The organism is Vibrio sp. SCSIO 43140 (assembly GCF_023716585.1).
GTDB lineage: Bacteria > Pseudomonadota > Gammaproteobacteria > Enterobacterales > Vibrionaceae > Vibrio > Vibrio maritimus_B.
This window is the reverse complement of sequence record NZ_CP071850.1, coordinates 3,107,248-3,122,695: the sequence shown is the minus strand read 5'-3', so window position 1 is coordinate 3,122,695 and position 15,448 is coordinate 3,107,248. Positions and strand designations below refer to the sequence as shown.

The 15,448-nt window shown below is 47.4% G+C and carries 14 protein-coding genes; 8 read left to right on the top strand and 6 right to left on the bottom strand.

Annotated features, from left to right (window positions below; genetic code table 11):
- The first annotated feature begins 15 nt into the window (after window positions 1–15).
- Both J4N45_RS15015 and thiI read left to right on the top strand, forming a co-directional pair.
- Window positions 16–954: a flagellar motor protein MotB gene (locus J4N45_RS15015; protein ID WP_394150737.1), complete on the top strand. Its 939-nt coding sequence runs from the start codon at window positions 16–18 to the stop codon at window positions 952–954.
- Between the two features lie 260 nt (window positions 955–1,214).
- Complete coding sequence (gene thiI / locus J4N45_RS15010; RefSeq protein WP_234495319.1) at window positions 1,215–2,663, top strand: tRNA uracil 4-sulfurtransferase ThiI; 1,449 nt, start codon at window positions 1,215–1,217, stop codon at window positions 2,661–2,663.
- A gap of 138 nt (window positions 2,664–2,801) precedes the next feature.
- Here the strand turns inward: thiI and J4N45_RS15005 are convergent, their stop codons facing one another.
- Window positions 2,802–4,370, bottom strand: coding sequence for a LysM peptidoglycan-binding domain-containing protein (locus tag J4N45_RS15005; RefSeq protein WP_252012225.1), 1,569 nt, complete (start codon window positions 4,368–4,370; stop codon window positions 2,802–2,804).
- Window positions 4,371–4,446: 76 nt separating this feature from the next.
- Complete coding sequence (gene gloB, locus J4N45_RS15000) at window positions 4,447–5,205, bottom strand: hydroxyacylglutathione hydrolase (protein WP_252012222.1); 759 nt, start codon at window positions 5,203–5,205, stop codon at window positions 4,447–4,449.
- A gap of 38 nt (window positions 5,206–5,243) precedes the next feature.
- Here gloB and J4N45_RS14995 point away from each other — a divergent pair, with 38 nt between their 5' ends.
- A complete protein-coding gene (locus J4N45_RS14995) occupies window positions 5,244–5,984 on the top strand; it encodes a class I SAM-dependent methyltransferase (protein WP_252012220.1) in 741 nt (246 codons plus the stop codon).
- Here the strand turns inward: J4N45_RS14995 and rnhA are convergent.
- A complete protein-coding gene (rnhA, locus tag J4N45_RS14990; RefSeq protein WP_042473763.1) occupies window positions 5,981–6,445 on the bottom strand; it encodes a ribonuclease HI in 465 nt (154 codons plus the stop codon). The genes J4N45_RS14995 and rnhA overlap by 4 nt on opposite strands.
- A 57-nt stretch (window positions 6,446–6,502) precedes the next feature.
- Between rnhA and dnaQ the strand changes: the two genes are divergently transcribed.
- Both dnaQ and J4N45_RS14980 read left to right on the top strand, forming a co-directional pair.
- The gene (dnaQ, locus tag J4N45_RS14985; protein WP_252012218.1) at window positions 6,503–7,246 is read left to right on the top strand and encodes a DNA polymerase III subunit epsilon; all 744 of its coding nucleotides are present in this window, start codon (window positions 6,503–6,505) and stop codon (window positions 7,244–7,246) included.
- A gap of 9 nt (window positions 7,247–7,255) precedes the next feature.
- Window positions 7,256–8,500: a TIGR03503 family protein gene (locus J4N45_RS14980; protein WP_252012216.1), complete on the top strand. Its 1,245-nt coding sequence runs from the start codon at window positions 7,256–7,258 to the stop codon at window positions 8,498–8,500.
- 79 nt (window positions 8,501–8,579) lie between these two features.
- Here J4N45_RS14980 and fadE read toward each other — a convergent pair whose 3' ends face one another.
- Window positions 8,580–11,024: an acyl-CoA dehydrogenase FadE gene (gene fadE / locus J4N45_RS14975; protein ID WP_252012214.1), complete on the bottom strand. Its 2,445-nt coding sequence runs from the start codon at window positions 11,022–11,024 to the stop codon at window positions 8,580–8,582.
- Between the two features lie 332 nt (window positions 11,025–11,356).
- Between fadE and lpcA the strand changes: the two genes are divergently transcribed.
- The gene (gene lpcA, locus J4N45_RS14970) at window positions 11,357–11,932 is read left to right on the top strand and encodes a D-sedoheptulose 7-phosphate isomerase (RefSeq protein ID WP_128648969.1); all 576 of its coding nucleotides are present in this window, start codon (window positions 11,357–11,359) and stop codon (window positions 11,930–11,932) included.
- 48 nt (window positions 11,933–11,980) lie between these two features.
- Complete coding sequence (locus tag J4N45_RS14965; protein WP_252012212.1) at window positions 11,981–12,823, top strand: class II glutamine amidotransferase; 843 nt, start codon at window positions 11,981–11,983, stop codon at window positions 12,821–12,823.
- A gap of 59 nt (window positions 12,824–12,882) precedes the next feature.
- Here J4N45_RS14965 and purN read toward each other — a convergent pair whose 3' ends face one another.
- Window positions 12,883–13,521 carry a phosphoribosylglycinamide formyltransferase gene (purN, locus tag J4N45_RS14960; protein WP_042473772.1) on the bottom strand — a complete coding sequence of 213 codons (639 nt, stop codon included), beginning with the start codon at window positions 13,519–13,521 and terminating at the stop codon, window positions 12,883–12,885.
- Between the two features lie 4 nt (window positions 13,522–13,525).
- The gene (purM, locus tag J4N45_RS14955; protein WP_234495327.1) at window positions 13,526–14,566 is read right to left on the bottom strand and encodes a phosphoribosylformylglycinamidine cyclo-ligase; all 1,041 of its coding nucleotides are present in this window, start codon (window positions 14,564–14,566) and stop codon (window positions 13,526–13,528) included.
- 245 nt (window positions 14,567–14,811) lie between these two features.
- On the opposite strand from purM, the gene upp reads away from it, so the two are divergent.
- Window positions 14,812–15,438: a uracil phosphoribosyltransferase gene (gene upp / locus J4N45_RS14950; protein WP_252012210.1), complete on the top strand. Its 627-nt coding sequence runs from the start codon at window positions 14,812–14,814 to the stop codon at window positions 15,436–15,438.
- The last annotated feature ends 10 nt before the right edge of the window (window positions 15,439–15,448 follow it).

The window sequence follows — 15,448 nt, the reverse complement described above, 5'->3', positions numbered from 1 at the left end:
TTGCAACGGGATTAAATGATGGAAGAGAAAGCAAAATGTAAATGCCCACCTCCTGGGGCGCCTGCTTGGATGGCGACTTTCTCTGATCTCATGTCGCTATTAATGTGCTTCTTCGTACTCTTGCTATCGTTCTCTGAGATGGATGTACTGAAGTTTAAGCAGATAGCAGGTTCAATGAAGTTTGCGTTTGGTGTTCAGAACCGACTGGAAGTGAAAGATATCCCTAAGGGCACCAGTATTATCGCGCAGGAGTTTCGTCCAGGTCGTCCAGAGCCAACCCCTATTGATGTGATCATGCAGCAGACCATTGATATCACTCAGCAAACTCTCGAGTTTCAAGAAGGGGACTCAGACAGAGCGGGTGGCAATCAGCGTGATGATGGCAAGATAACTGGCGGACAAACCGCAGACCGAACGCAGAAGAATCAAATAGGCACAGCCTCGGCAGAGAATGAACAGCAGAATGAAGATCTTGAGAAGTTAGAAGAGCTTATCAAACAAGCGTTACAACAAGAGATCAATCAAGGGGCTGTAGAGGTGGAAAACCTTGGGCAGCAGTTGGTGATTCGAATTCAAGAGAAGGGCGCATTCCCTGAGGGTTCGGCGTTCCTGCAACCTAAATTTAGGCCTTTGGTGCGCCAAGTTGCCGACCTAGTGAAAGATATCCCGGGTCAAGTGCGAGTATCGGGCCATACCGACAATCTGCCGTTGGACTCAGAGCTGTATCGTTCGAACTGGGATCTAACATCGCAGCGCGCGGTATCCGTGGCGCAAGAGATGGAAAAAGTGAAGGGCTTCTCACACCTTAGACTGAGAGTGATAGGCGTTGCTGATACCGAGCCACTTGGACCCAATGATACCGAAAGGCAGCGAGCTCGAAATCGTCGCGTCGAGATCAGTATTATGCAGGGCGAGCCAGTCTACACTGATGAAGTCTCCGCAGACGGCAATTAGTGACTTTTCAAGTTGATGAAATACCAGAGCCATGCTCTGGTATTTTTGTTTGTGGACCAAAGAAATGCGTGTAGATTTGAATTAAGTCGATTACTCGCATCTTATCGGGCTTGCGGGTATACTTGCGCCCCTGATGAACAATCGCTCAGTCGAGTCTTAGCTTTTAAGCACGCAGAATTGAGCGAATTTGTACTACAGTTGATATGTGTTTCCCTATACTGTCGCGCTCAGACAGCATTGCAACGAGATGTGAAAAGACTATGAGATTTATCGTAAAGCCCCATCCAGAGATTTTTGTAAAAAGCGATTCAGTGCGTAAGCGCTTTACAAGGATCCTTGAGTGCAACCTGCGAATCATTATCCAGCGCCGTACGGAATCGGTGGCGGTGTTTAACCGTCGTGACCACATTGAAGTGAGTGCAAGTTCAGACCAATACCACAAAGAGGTATTGGAAATTCTGACTCAGACCCCTGGTATCCACCACGTGCTTGAGGTTCAGCAATCTGATTTTGCTGACATGCACGATATCTATGAGCAAGTTCTAGAACTTAACGGCAAGCGTATTGAAGGCAAAACCTTCGTCGTGCGTGCGAAGCGTCGCGGTAAGCATGACTTTACCTCGATTGAGCTTGAGCGCTACGTTGGCGGCGGTCTGAATCAAGCGGTAGAAAGTGCGCGTGTGAAGCTGTCTAAGCCGGATGTGACGGTAAACATCGAGGTTGCAAACGACAAGCTTAACCAAGTTATCGCACGCCACAAAGGTCTTGGCGGTTTCCCTCTAGGTACTCAAGAAGATGTACTCAGCCTTATCTCTGGCGGTTTCGACTCTGGTGTATCGAGTTACCTGCATATCAAACGTGGCTCAAAGACGCATTACTGCTTCTTCAACCTAGGCGGCCCTGCTCACGAGATTGGTGTTAAGCAAGTAGCACACTTTTTGTGGAACAAGTACGGCTCGTCAGCGAAGGTGAAGTTCATCTCTGTCGATTTCGAACCGGTTGTTGCTGAGATCCTAGAAAAAGTAGAAGACGGCCAAATGGGCGTCATCCTCAAGCGTATGTTTATGCGTGCTGGTGGCATGCTTGCTGAAAAGTTCGGTATTGAAGCACTCGTGACAGGTGAAGCACTGGGTCAGGTATCTAGCCAAACACTGACTAACCTGCGTCATATCGATGGCGTCACTGATACTCTAATTCTTCGTCCTCTTATCAACTGGGATAAAGAAGACATCATCGACCTAGCGCGTGAAATCGGCACCGAAGATTTTGCTAAAACCATGCCAGAATACTGTGGCGTGATTTCTCGCAAGCCGACGGTTAAAGCGGTGAAATCTAAGCTAGAAGCGGAAGAAGAGAAATTTGATTTCTCTGTGCTTGAACAAGTGGTGCGTGACGCTCGTATGATCGATATCCGTGATATCGAGAAAGAGAGCCAAGAGCAGGCACCGGAGGTAGAGCAAGTGGAAGCAGTTGAAAACGATGCTATCGTACTAGACATTCGCAGTGCGGAAGAAGAAGACGAGAATCCATTAGAGTTGGATGGCGTTGAAGTGAAACACCTACCGTTCTTCAAGCTTGGCACTAAGTTTGGTGATCTTGACCAGTCTAAGACTTACCTACTTTATTGTGACCGCGGTGTGATGAGTCGACTGCAAGCGCTTTATCTTCAAGAGCAAGGCTACAGCAACGTTAAAGTTTACCGCCCATAACGTAAAGTACTCTGAAAAACGCCAAGCTTTCATGCTTGGCGTTTTTTTATTGTCTGACCGATAGAAATTGGTATCGGTGCTAGATTCCAGCCATAAAAAAACCAGTCTCAAGACTGGTTTTTATTACTGTGAAAGTCACTATGCGCTTGTCTTGGTGACATCCACATATAACTTCAGCTTCTGCCCCGGCTTCAGATACTTGTTCTTCTGCAGGCTGTTCCATTTAACGACGTCGTTAGTACGAACCTTGAACTTCTGTGCGATACCACTAATGGTGTCGCCACTGCGTACCGAATAGAAAACCGTGCGAATGACTGCACCGTCGCTGGCATTTTTCCAGATAACCAGCTCTTGTCCGATACGCAAGGTATCGCGCGGACCCATGCCGTTCCATTTTGCTAGTGACTGATGAGAGACCTTGTTAGCTTTCGCGATAGACCACAGACTGTCACCACTTTTCACCTGATGAGTGACTTTGTAGTTGCCACGAGACGTTGACTGCGTTTTCGCTAAACGGTTTGAGGCGCTTAAGCTGTAGGTTGAGTCATCTTTTGTCGAGGTAGGTACAAGCAGGTACTGACCAGCACGGATGTTGTTGTTCTTCAGGCCGTTCGCATTGCGAACTACGTTTGTCGTGGTTTGGTGGCGCTGAGCGATGACACTCAGTGAGTCGCCTGACTTAACCTTATAACGCACTAAACGCATGCCTTTACCGCGGTTTTTCTCAAGCTCAGTATTGAACTGCTCGACGCTATCGATTGGTAGCAACAGAGTTTGAGGACCGTCAGGCGCAGTTGCCCATTGGTTGTAAGCTGGGTTATAGCTTTGTAGCTCCTTGACCGAGATACCCGCGTATTTCGCTGCGATCGCAAGATCAAGCTGCTCGTTCGGGTCGATCAGCTCCAACACTGGCTTGTTCGGAATAGGTGGGATCTCTACGCCATACTTCTCAGCATTCGCCAGAATGTCGGCGAGCGCTAGCAGTTTTGGTACGTAGCCACTGGTCTCTTTTGGAAGATCCAATGAGAAGAAGTCGATCGGTTTGCCAGCATTGCGGTTTTTACGGATAGCACTAGAAACACGGCCGCCGCCACTGTTATAAGCAGCGATAGCATGGTTCCAGTTACCATCAAAGCGATTATTTAGCTGGGTTAGGTAATCGAGCGCCGCATTGGTCGATAGAGTCACGTCACGACGTCCGTCAAACCAATAAGTTTGGTCCAAACCAAACGCTTTGCCGGTTGCAGGCACAAATTGCCACAAGCCAGCGGCACTACCGTGCGAGTAGGCAAAGGCATCAAATGAGCTCTCGACAATCGGAAGTAGCGCGAGCTCAAGCGGTAGATCGCGAGCCTCGATTTCTTCCGTGATCAGGTATAAAAACGGTTGTGCACGTTGTGACACCGTCTTTAAATGATTTGGATGTTTGATGTACCACTTGCGATAGTAGTCAACTTTCGCATTGTTTGGGATCTCCATCTCCAGCTGCATCGCGATACGCTTCCACACATCCTCTTGTTGTTGAGGCGTCAGCGCTTTCGGTGCTTGTTTTACATCTGGAGTGGTCACTGAAACGGGCTTTGTTGTTGTAGTTGTCGCTGTTTCTGCAGGAGAGTTGGTAGGCTCTGTTGTGCTGCTTGAGTCTGGCTGAGTCATTTGACAACCAGCCAGCAACAGGGCGAATGCCCAACTGTATTTCTTATGCATTGTGTTTGCTACAACCTCTTACTTGAACGGTTGAGCATAATACTAATAGGCGTTGGGTCAAACAAGCAGCAAAACGTTAAAATTCGTTCTTCCACTCACGAAGCGCGGTAAAAGTGGCGAGTGGATCATTATTCACACTGCGATTTGCAACCGAACTCACAACTTCTGTTTGGGTTGTTCTTAGGAATGGATTGATTCTTTTCTCAACGGCGATTGAGGTTGGTAGTGTAGGAATCCCCTGTGCTCGTTTTTGGTTGGCTTGATCGCGATACTGATGTAAAAACTCATTGTGTGGCTCGACGGCGAGAGCAAACGCTAGATTGCTGAGTGTGTATTCGTGGGTGCAGTACACTTCCGTTTCTTCGGGAAGCAGGGTGAGTTTTTGTAGCGAGTTGTACATTTGCTCTGGTGTGCCTTCAAAGATACGTCCGCAACCTGCTGAAAAGAGCACGTCACCGCAAAAAAGCTTACCATCACCGACATAACCAATATGGTCGAGCGTGTGCCCCGGTAAATTTAAAACTAAAAACTCTTCTTGGAATAGGTTGATGCGATGGCCTTCCGATACTCGGTGAGTCAGATGTTCGGTTGAAGAGTGTTCAGGACCAATAACACTAATAGAAGGATACTTCTCTACCAGCTTCTCAATTCCGCCCGTATGGTCCCAGTGGTGATGAGTCACGAGGATAGTGACCAGCTCAAGATCGTGGCGTTCTAGATAGTCGATAACCGGCTCTGCATCCCCTGGATCGACGACAGCACACAAGTTTTGGTTATTTTGAATAAGCCAGATGTAATTGTCATTAAATGCAGGTATGCTTTTGATATGTAACATTGTTGTTTCTCCAGTTCGGTTTGGGAGATCGCCCGAATATGAAACCAGCTCGCAGCAAGAAAAAAGTCGACCATCCTCATTCATGGGATGAACTCGCCAATGGGCAATGGGTGTCCGAGTCGATTCAAACTCGCCTCGACGAATGGTGCCCTAAGCTATTTGGCTACCACCTACTAAAGCTTGGTGGATTGAGCTGCGAGTTAACGAGCTGCAATTGCAATATTCAGCATCAAGTCAATCTTGATCTTAAAAACCCTCTTCACAATGTTATCGCTGACCGCTACGAATTGCCATTTTTAGAAAAGAGTTTTGATGCGATTATCCTTTCTCATCAGCTAGAGTATGCCGAAGACCCTCATCGAATGCTGCGCGAAGTCGATCGCGTAATGATGGACGATGGTTATTTAATTCTTACCGGCTTTAATCCCATGAGTTTTACTGGCTTAGCGAGCCTGATGCCTTGGCGAAAAAATAACTTTCCGTGGAGCGGGCGAATGTTTACACCTGGTCGAATTAAAGACTGGCTGGGGGTACTTAACTATCAGGTGGTTTACGCGGATACCTACGCGCTGTTTCCGATGAAGCGCTACAGGACGATGTGGACCTGGCTTGAGAGCAGTATTGGTGATTGGGCATCACCGATGGGGAGCTTGTACTTTATTGTTGCTAGAAAGCGTACCTACCCGCTAAAACCAATTAAGCCGCACTGGCGTCTTAAAAAGAAACTGACGCCCGCAAGCGTCAGTTATCGAACGGTGGATAAAAAACAGTCGAGCTAGCTCGGCTGGTAACCCGTATCTTCTTCGGTCGGATTTTCTGCGGCTGCACGTGCGAGTTCATCACACATCTCATTCTCGCGGTGCCCTGCGTGACCTTTTACCCAGCGCCAATCAATAGAGTGTCTTGCTGTTTCGGCATCAAGCGCTTTCCATAAGTCGGCGTTTTTTACTGGCTTCTTGTCAGCTGTTTTCCAGCCACGTTTTTTCCAGTTATGGATCCATTGTGTGATGCCTTGGCGAACGTATTGGCTATCTGTGGTCAATATGACCTCACAAGGCTCCTTAAGTGCTTGAAGCGCAACGATAGTGGCTAACATCTCCATTCGATTGTTGGTGGTTAGCGTGTAGCCCTTTGCTAGGGTCTTTTCGTTTTGCTTATAGCGCAGTACGATACCGTAGCCACCAGGGCCTGGGTTTCCTAAACAGGAACCATCAGTGAAAATTTCAACCTGCTTCGTCATGATTTGATACTATAGAGTCTTGAGAGTTTATCTTTATAGTCTGACATACAAAACGCCATGAATACCAGTCACAATCCAGAACAGCGCCGAATCGTCGTACTCGATACCGAAACAACCGGTATGAACCGAGAGGGTGGTCCGCATTACCAAGGGCATCGAATCATTGAAATCGGTGCGGTTGAGATCATTAACCGAAAACTGACTGGTCGACATTTCCATGTCTATATCAAACCAGACATGGCGATCCAGCCTGACGCGATTGACGTTCACGGTATTACGGATGAGTTCTTGTTAGACAAGCCACTCTACAAACAGATACATGAAGAGTTCCTCGAGTTTATCAAAGGTGCCGAGCTGGTTGCCCACAACGCGCCCTTCGACGTGGGCTTTATGGACCATGAGTTTGGTATGCTGGATGCATCTATTGGTAAGACCGAGCAGTACTGCAAGATTACCGATACCCTCGCCATGGCAAAACGCATGGCGAACATGCCAGCTAGGAAAAATCTAGACTCTTTGGCGAAACACTACACGATCGATACCTCTGCTCGTATTCTCCACGGGGCATTGCTCGATGCCGAGATCTTGGCCGATGTTTACCTTGCAATGACTGGTGGACAGACGTCGATGCAGTTCAACGCTGGTCAATCTGATGGCGATGCTGGTGGCGAATCCATTAAGCGTCTCACATCCTCACGAAAATCATTAAAGGTTTTGGTCGCTTCTGCCGATGAAATAGATGCGCACAATGCGCGTTTAGATATCGTTGAAAAAGGCGGCAGTTGTCTCTGGCGTCAGTAGGAGAGAAACATGCAGAGGATAATGCTAGCGATAGCGGTGTGGCTATCGCTGACGGTCGGTGCAATCGCGAGTGAGTCCTCAATGCCATTTCTCGATAATCGGTTTCGTGTGGATGAAACCGTCGACCGAATTACTTTTTTGGTTTATAGAGAAGACCGTTCTAAGCCAGTAACCTTGGTCAGACCCGATGGCAAAAAATATTACGCATGGCGCCACCCATCACACGTTCGTTGGATAGAAGAACCGACGGTAGACGTGATTACCATCGAGCGCCCGATGCCAGGGCCCTGGCAAGCAATTGGTAAGGTGACGCCTAAGAACAATATTCAGATTATCTCTCAGCTGACGTTACAAGCAGAAACCCTACCGCAGCGCATCTATCAGGGTGAGAAGCTAAAGTTTACCGCTCGCTTGATGACGGATAATGAACCACTCATCGTTGAAAATATCCTAGACCGAGTGAACCTTCGCGTTGTTATGACTCGCTATCTAGAGGAGCAAGCGCAAGCAACGGCGAAAGTCGCGCCTGTTCCTATTGTTATTGGTGAGTTCCTCGATAATGGCGAGGGTCTGGATGAGCGGGCAGGAGATGGCATCTTCACGGTTGAGCTGCCGATAACTATCGAACCTGGTAAGTACAATGTTCGAATTACCACCGGAAACGGGGTTTTCTTGCGAGCACTTGAGCAAGAAGTGTTTGTTTATCCCACTCCGTTCGTTACTCGTTTTTTACAAGGTGAGGGTGATGTCCCGCACCGCGTGCAGGTGAGAGGGGAGGCGGCCACCATTGAAGCGGGGTCACTTGCTGCCTCGATTGAGCTTCAAGAGCCAGATGAAACAGAGAGCATCGTTCAGCACCAAGCAGGTCGTGATGAAAACGAGATGCTGATTCAGTTTAACGATCGCCATCAGATCGGAACGTATCATTGGTCGGGACATGTCTACGCAAATGAAGCCGCATCTGGAAGAGCCCTAGTGTTTGACTTGCCCGATAGAACTTTCAGTGTAGTAGGGGCAATTGATCTAGCAAAGGCAGAACAGATGCAGCAAGCGGCGCGAGAAGCACGTAAGAAGGCTGAGCAGGAAGCCCAAATACTGGCGCATAGGCAAGAAGTACGTAAAAAGGCGATAATTGCGATTGCTGCCGGTAACCTCATACTTTTGATTGTCGGTGGTCTCACCTGGTGGCTATTGAGGCGTCGAAAGGTGGCGAAAGCGTCGTTACCTGAGATGCAATTAAAGATGCCAGGTTAATTAAGCTCACACCTTATAAGCACAAGAAAGCCAGCAAGATGAACTCTAGCTGGCTTTTTGCATTAATGGTTTGAAGGTGTTAAGCCACTTCTTCCATCGCTGGGTAAACTGGCTTTGCGGCGAGTTCCTCAGGGGAGAAGTCATCCACATTAATCGTGTACAGACGATGCGCCTCTGCCGTAGTGAGTAAGTTTGCCTCTTCTTGAGTAATGATACCTTTCTCTAGACCTAACGTGGCGACTTTGTCCAATTGCGTGAAAGGACGACGCTGTTCTAGTGCTTTACATACCTTAGTAAAGACTGGCTCAGCGCGAAGAATGATATCAAGCGCTTGTTCGATTCGTCCTACAGCGTTGTGCTCAGTTGGCTCGAGGTATTGACCATAGCCAAGGCGAGTTCGAGCCGCACTCGGCGTTTGTAGGATGCGAGCGACTTGGCTATCTAACTTGTCTGAAGGGGCTTTACGCACCGTGCCAAATGGCAGCACAATGAATCGCATCAAGCGACCAATCGCTTTGTTCGGGAAGTTCGCTAAGAAGTCATCAAGAGCCTGCTCCGTTTGTAGCAAGCTATCTTGCATACCCCAATGCAGTAGCGGTAAATCTTCGCTGTTGCGACCTTCTGCGTCATAGCGTTTTAGCGTTGCGCTGCTTAGGTATAGCTGACTTAGGATATCACCAAGACGTGCCGACAGACGCTCTTTACGTTTCAGTGATCCACCTAGTACAGCCATGGATACATCAGAAAGAAGAGCTAAATTAGCGCTGTAGCGGTTAAGCTGCTGGTAATAACGCGTCGTTGCGTCTTTATGTGGCGCTGCTGAGCCGCGACCATCAGTGAGACCAAGCCAAAAACTGCGAACCAAGTTACTGATAGTAAAGGCAACGTGACCTGCTAATGCCTTATCAAACTTGTCCACAGCATCTGAAGCAGATGAGTGAGCAGCTTCCATCTCATCAAGGACGTATGGATGGCAACGAATCGCCCCTTGTCCATAGATGATCATTGAACGAGTCAAAATGTTTGCGCCTTCAACGGTAATCGCAACCGGCGCACCTTGATAGCCACGACCTAGGAAGTTCGATGGACCCAAGCAGATACCTTTACCACCAACAATATCCATCGCATCAATGACGCTGCGTTGGCCACGGTGTGTACAGTGGTACTTAACAATTGCCGAGATAACCGATGGCTTCTCACCCAAATCAATACCAGTTACGGTTAGGCGGCTCGCGGCATCCATTACATAAGCGTTACCGCCAAGGCGTGCTAATGGCTCTTCGATGCCTTCCATGTGGCCGATAGGTTGTTTAAATTGACGGCGGATACGAGCGTATGCGCCAGTCGCCAGAGCGGCTGTTTTGATGCCACCCGTTGAGCTTGAAGGCAAGGTAATACCACGACCTACTGACAAACACTCAACGAGCATGCGCCACCCTTGGCCAGCCATCTTTTGACCACCGATGATGAAATCAATCGGGACAAACAGCTCGTTTGCTCGAGTAGGACCATTTTGGAACGGTACATTAAGTGGGAAGTGACGATTACCAATCTCAACGCCTTTAAGATGAGTTGGAATAAGCGCACAGGTAATGCCAAGATCTTCAGCATCGCCTAATAGACCATCAGGATCTCTCAGTTTGAAAGCAAGACCAAGCACAGTCGCTACAGGTGCAAGCGTGATATAACGCTTGTTCCAAGTCAGCTTCATGCCCAATACTTCTTTACCTTCCCATTGGCCCTTGCAGACGATGCCAAAATCAGGAATCGAGCCTGCATCTGAGCCAGCCTCAGGGCTGGTTAGTGCGAAACATGGGATCTCTTTGCCCACTGCAAGCCTTGGTAGATAGTAATCTTTTTGCTCTTCAGTACCATAATGTTGCAGTAGCTCACCGGGACCAAGGGAGTTTGGTACGCCTACGGTTGAAGACAAGACTGTTGAAACGGCGCAAAGTTTTTGCAGTACACAAGACTGAGCGTATGCAGAGAACTCAAGCCCGCCATACTGCTTTTTGATGATCATGGCGAAGAATTTGTTGTCTTTTAGGTATTGCCAAATTTCAGGTGGCAAATCGGCAAGCTCATGGGTGATTTGGAAGTCATTGACCATTGCACACACTTCATTGACTGGACCATCAAGAAACGCTTGTTCTTCTTCTGTCAGCTTTGAAGGCGTGATGTTTTGCAGCTTCTGCCAGTCGGGTTTGCCTTTAAATAGTTCTGCTTCCCACCATACGGTACCGGCATCCAGTGCCTCTTTTTCTGTTTGAGACATAGCAGGAAGCACTTTTCTAAACAGGGTTAGTGCTTTTGCTGACACCAGTGATTGTCTGATTGCAGGGACACACAACATAGCAATAGTTGCGACATATAACGCCCACATAATCGCACCAAACACGCCTAGTAGCGTGCCTAGCACCATAGCTGCGGTGATAAACAGAAGGGATTTTGCCAATGACGCTCGTTGATAAAAGCTAATACCAATAGCGCCAAGTAAGGCGACGAGTGAGAGCAAGATGTCCATGATGGTTCCTTTATCTGGGTACTTATTGTTGTTTTACGCAATGGTTGTTTTGGTTCGACTCATATTGTTGTATGTAAGGTAAGAGGTCGTACCAGTGATAATTGTAACTCAAATATTGCACAAATGTAAAATCTGAAAAGTAATTACTCTAATTGGTGCTAAATTAAGCAAGCGGAAACGCAGTCCATGTGCATATTTGTGCGTTGATTGACAATATTTCTCAATTCGATGAACAGGTAGGGTTACGTCTATCGACAGAGTTACGGGTTTATAGGTAAACTCAAATAGAACAGACATCAGGTGTATGTCGCAAAAACAAAGAGAATAAACCTATGTACCAAGACTTGATTAGAAATGAGCTTAACGAAGCTGCTGAAGTACTAAACAAATTCCTTAGTGACGATCACAACATCGCTCAGATTGAAGCTGCAGCAAAGATGATCGCTGACTCGTTTAAACAAGAAGGTAAAGTATTGTCTTGTGGTAACGGCGGCTCTCACTGTGATGCTATGCACTTTGCAGAAGAGTTAACTGGCCGTTATCGTGAAAACCGTCCAGGTTACGCAGGTATCGCAATTTCTGATCCTAGCCACCTTTCTTGTGTGAGTAACGACTTCGGTTACGACTTTGTGTTCTCTCGCTACGTAGAAGCCGTAGGTCGCTCAGGTGATGTGCTATTTGGCTTGTCAACATCGGGCAACTCAGGGAATATCCTTAAAGCGATTGAAGCTGCTCAAGCGAAAGGCATGAAAACCATCGCTCTAACGGGTAAAGATGGTGGTAAAATGGCGGGTGCAGCTGACATTGAAATTCGTGTACCGCACTTTGGCTACGCAGATCGTATCCAAGAAGTACACATTAAAATCATCCACATCATTATTCAGCTTGTTGAAAAAGAAATGGAATAACAACGCACTGTTATTCTCAATGATCGGAACCAAAGAGTAGGAAACTCAATGTGTGAATTGCTTGGCATGAGCGCCAATGTGCCAACAGATATTTGTTTTAGCTTTACTGGCTTGATTCAGCGTGGGGGCAATACGGGTCCGCACAAGGATGGCTGGGGCATAACGTTTTATGAAGGTAAAGGTTTTCGCACCTTTAAAGATCCACAACCAAGCTGCGACTCCAAGATTGCAGAGTTGGTACAAAACTATCCGATTAAAAGTAAGGCGGTAGTGAGTCATATTCGCCAAGCGAATCGTGGCAAAGTGAATCTTGAGAATACCCATCCCTTCACGCGCGAGTTGTGGGGGCGTTATTGGACCTTCGCACATAATGGCCAGCTAAGTGATTATCAGCACCTCGAAACGGGTCATTTTCGCCCAGTCGGGGAGACGGACAGCGAGCTGTCGTTTTGTTGGTTGTTAAAAAAGCTGGAGCAACGCTTCCCAGAGCCTCCTCAAGATCTGATGGCAATGTTTGCCTATGTGGCAGAGTGTTGTGACGAGTTGAGAGAGCTGGGCGTGTATAACATGCTGCTGAGTGATGGTGAGTTTGTTATGACTTACTGTACCAACCATCTCTACTGGATTACGCGCAAAGCGCCTTTCGGCAAAGCGACCTTGTTAGACGAAGATGTCACAATCAACTTCCAAGAAGAGACGACGCCAAATGATATCGTGTCGGTCGTCGCGACCCAGCCACTAACCGGCAATGAGACGTGGCATCGCATGAAGCCAGGGGAGTACAACTTGTTCCACTTTGGTGAGCTGGTTGCATCGAATGTCGATGATCTGGCCGATGTTCCATTTGCCGAGGTGAAACCGAAAAGCCAGGCACCGACTGAGCCTCTCTAAAACAGAAAAAGCGAGTGACAAGTCACTCGCTTTTTTAATTCATTCACAGGTCAATGCGCTTACTTATCAGCGTAACCTTGTGGTCCAAGGGCAATGCCGTCAAGTAGGGCTCTACTGCCATCCATTTGCAAACGGTCTTCTACAAACCATTTAACGACAAGAGGGTAGATCTTATGCTCTTGGCTCTGAACACGTTGCTCTAGTGTTTCAACGGTATCGTCATCGAATACAGGTACTTTTGCCTGAAGTACGATAGGACCACCGTCAAGTTTCTCAGTCACAAAGTGAATGCTGGTGCCGTGGTGCTCATCGCAGTTTTCGATAGCACGTTGGTGCGTATTCAGACCAGGGTACTTAGGCAGTAGCGAAGGGTGAATGTTAATCATTCGACCCATATAGTGACGAACGAACTCACCACTCAAGATTCGCATGTAGCCAGCCAGCACCAAAAGATCTGGATTGTGTACATCAATACGGCGCATCAACTCAGCATCAAATGCCTCACGTGTTTCACTTAGCTTAGGGTCAAGGAACTCTGCCTCGGCGCCAGCTTTGCGAGCACGTTCTAGTGCAAATGCGGATTCTTTATTAGAGAAAACAGCACGGACTTTAGCATTTGTGATAGTCGACTCGCAGGCATCAATAATTGCCTGCAAGTTAGTACCATTCCCTGAAACTAAAACAACGATATTCTTCATGAAATTAATTGATCTCTACTTGCTCTTCACCAGCTTCTGCAGTCGCGATCTCACCAATTACCCAAGCGTTCTCGCCTTCAGCTTTTAGAAGCTCAACCGCTGCGTCAGCTTGCGCTTTAGGTAGAGCAACGATTAGACCTACACCACAGTTGAAAGTACGGTACATTTCGAATGTATCAACGTTGCCTTTCTCTTGTAGCCAGTTGAAGATAGCAGGCCATTCCCAGCTGTTACCGTCGATAACTGCTTTTGTGCCTTCTGGCAGTACGCGTGGGATGTTTTCCCAGAAACCGCCGCCAGTGATGTGAGAGATAGCGTGGATATCGTGCTCAGCGATCATTTTCAGAGCTGATTTTATATAAATTTTTGTTGGTTCTAGTAGGTGTTCACCGATGGTGCGCTCACCTAGCTTTTCGTTCTTATCAGCGCCAGAAACTTCAAGAATCTTACGGATAAGCGAGTAGCCGTTTGAGTGTGGACCGCTTGAGCCAACAGCGATAAGTGCATCACCTGCGGCTACTTTTGTGCCATCGATAACTTCAGATTTCTCAACGACACCAACACAGAAGCCAGCGACGTCGTAATCTTCGCCTTCGTACATGCCTGGCATTTCTGCTGTTTCGCCACCAATTAGTGAACAACCAGCTTGTACACAGCCTTCAGCAATACCAGAAACTACGTCTGCAGCGGTATCAACATCTAGTTTGCCAGTTGCGTAGTAATCTAGGAAAAATAGTGGCTCTGCACCTTGAACGATAAGATCGTTCACACACATAGCAACAAGGTCGATACCGATAGTGTCGTGCTTGTTCATGTCTAGTGCTAGGCGTAGTTTTGTGCCAACACCGTCTGTACCAGAAACAAGTACCGGCTCTTTGTATTTTGTTGGCAACTCACATAAAGCACCAAATCCACCGATGCCTCCCATTACTTCAGGGCGACGAGTGCGCTTAACCGCGCCTTTAATACGGTCAACTAATGCGTTACCTGCATCAATATCTACACCAGCGTCTTTATAGCTTAGGGAAGTGTTGTTTCCGCTCACGGGACAGTCCTCGATAAATAAATGGATGTGAAAAGCGGCGCTATTCTAACAGGGGTTTAAACAAAAAGGAAAACGTTTGCGTAAGAAAATACAAACTATTTTCCGAGATAGCTAATCTGTTGATTTGACGTGGCTAGATCGACTTTTAGTGCTAACAAAGGGCATTTTGGCCACATTGCTGACTGAAATAGTGAAAGAAACCATGTATAATTTGCAGGTTTTGTAAAATTTAGCCGGAGTTGGACATGAAAGTTGTTGAAGTTAAACACCCTCTAGTAAAACACAAATTGGGTTTGATGCGTGAAGGGGACATCAGCACAAAGCGTTTCCGTGAACTAGCCACTGAAGTTGGTAGCCTGTTGACGTATGAAGCGACTGCAGACTTTGAAACTGAGAAAGTGACGATCGAAGGTTGGAATGGTCCTGTAGAGATTGACCAAATCAAAGGTAAGAAAGTGACTGTAGTGCCAATCCTACGTGCTGGTCTTGGCATGATGGACGGTGTACTTGAGCACATGCCAAGCGCGCGTATCAGTGTGGTTGGTATCTACCGTGATGAGGAAACACTTGAGCCTGTACCTTACTTCAACAAGCTAGCGTCTAACATCGACGAGCGTATTGCTCTAGTTGTTGACCCTATGCTGGCAACAGGTGGTTCAATGATTGCAACGATTGACCTACTAAAAGAAAAAGGCTGTAAGCACATTAAAGTATTGGTTCTTGTTGCTGCGCCAGAGGGTATCGAAGCGCTTGAGAAGGCACACCCAGATGTTGAGATGTACACAGCAGCTATCGATGAGTGCCTAAACGACAAAGGCTACATCGTACCTGGTCTAGGTGATGCAGGCGATAAGATCTTCGGTACTCAATAATTACCGATTA

Coding starts and splice junctions, on each gene's coding strand:
- thiI (WP_234495319.1), top strand. CDS start 1,215: ATGAGATTTATCGTAAAGCCCCATCCAGAGATTTTTGTAAAAAGCGAT.
- upp (WP_252012210.1), top strand. CDS start 14,812: ATGAAAGTTGTTGAAGTTAAACACCCTCTAGTAAAACACAAATTGGGT.
- gloB (WP_252012222.1), bottom strand. CDS start 5,205: ATGTTACATATCAAAAGCATACCTGCATTTAATGACAATTACATCTGG.
- rnhA (WP_042473763.1), bottom strand. CDS start 6,445: ATGACGAAGCAGGTTGAAATTTTCACTGATGGTTCCTGTTTAGGAAAC.
- J4N45_RS14980 (WP_252012216.1), top strand. CDS start 7,256: ATGCAGAGGATAATGCTAGCGATAGCGGTGTGGCTATCGCTGACGGTC.
- purN (WP_042473772.1), bottom strand. CDS start 13,521: ATGAAGAATATCGTTGTTTTAGTTTCAGGGAATGGTACTAACTTGCAG.
- J4N45_RS14965 (WP_252012212.1), top strand. CDS start 11,981: ATGTGTGAATTGCTTGGCATGAGCGCCAATGTGCCAACAGATATTTGT.
- fadE (WP_252012214.1), bottom strand. CDS start 11,024: ATGGACATCTTGCTCTCACTCGTCGCCTTACTTGGCGCTATTGGTATT.
- dnaQ (WP_252012218.1), top strand. CDS start 6,503: ATGAATACCAGTCACAATCCAGAACAGCGCCGAATCGTCGTACTCGAT.
- J4N45_RS14995 (WP_252012220.1), top strand. CDS start 5,244: ATGAAACCAGCTCGCAGCAAGAAAAAAGTCGACCATCCTCATTCATGG.
- J4N45_RS15005 (WP_252012225.1), bottom strand. CDS start 4,370: ATGCATAAGAAATACAGTTGGGCATTCGCCCTGTTGCTGGCTGGTTGT.
- J4N45_RS15015 (WP_394150737.1), top strand. CDS start 16: ATGATGGAAGAGAAAGCAAAATGTAAATGCCCACCTCCTGGGGCGCCT.
- lpcA (WP_128648969.1), top strand. CDS start 11,357: ATGTACCAAGACTTGATTAGAAATGAGCTTAACGAAGCTGCTGAAGTA.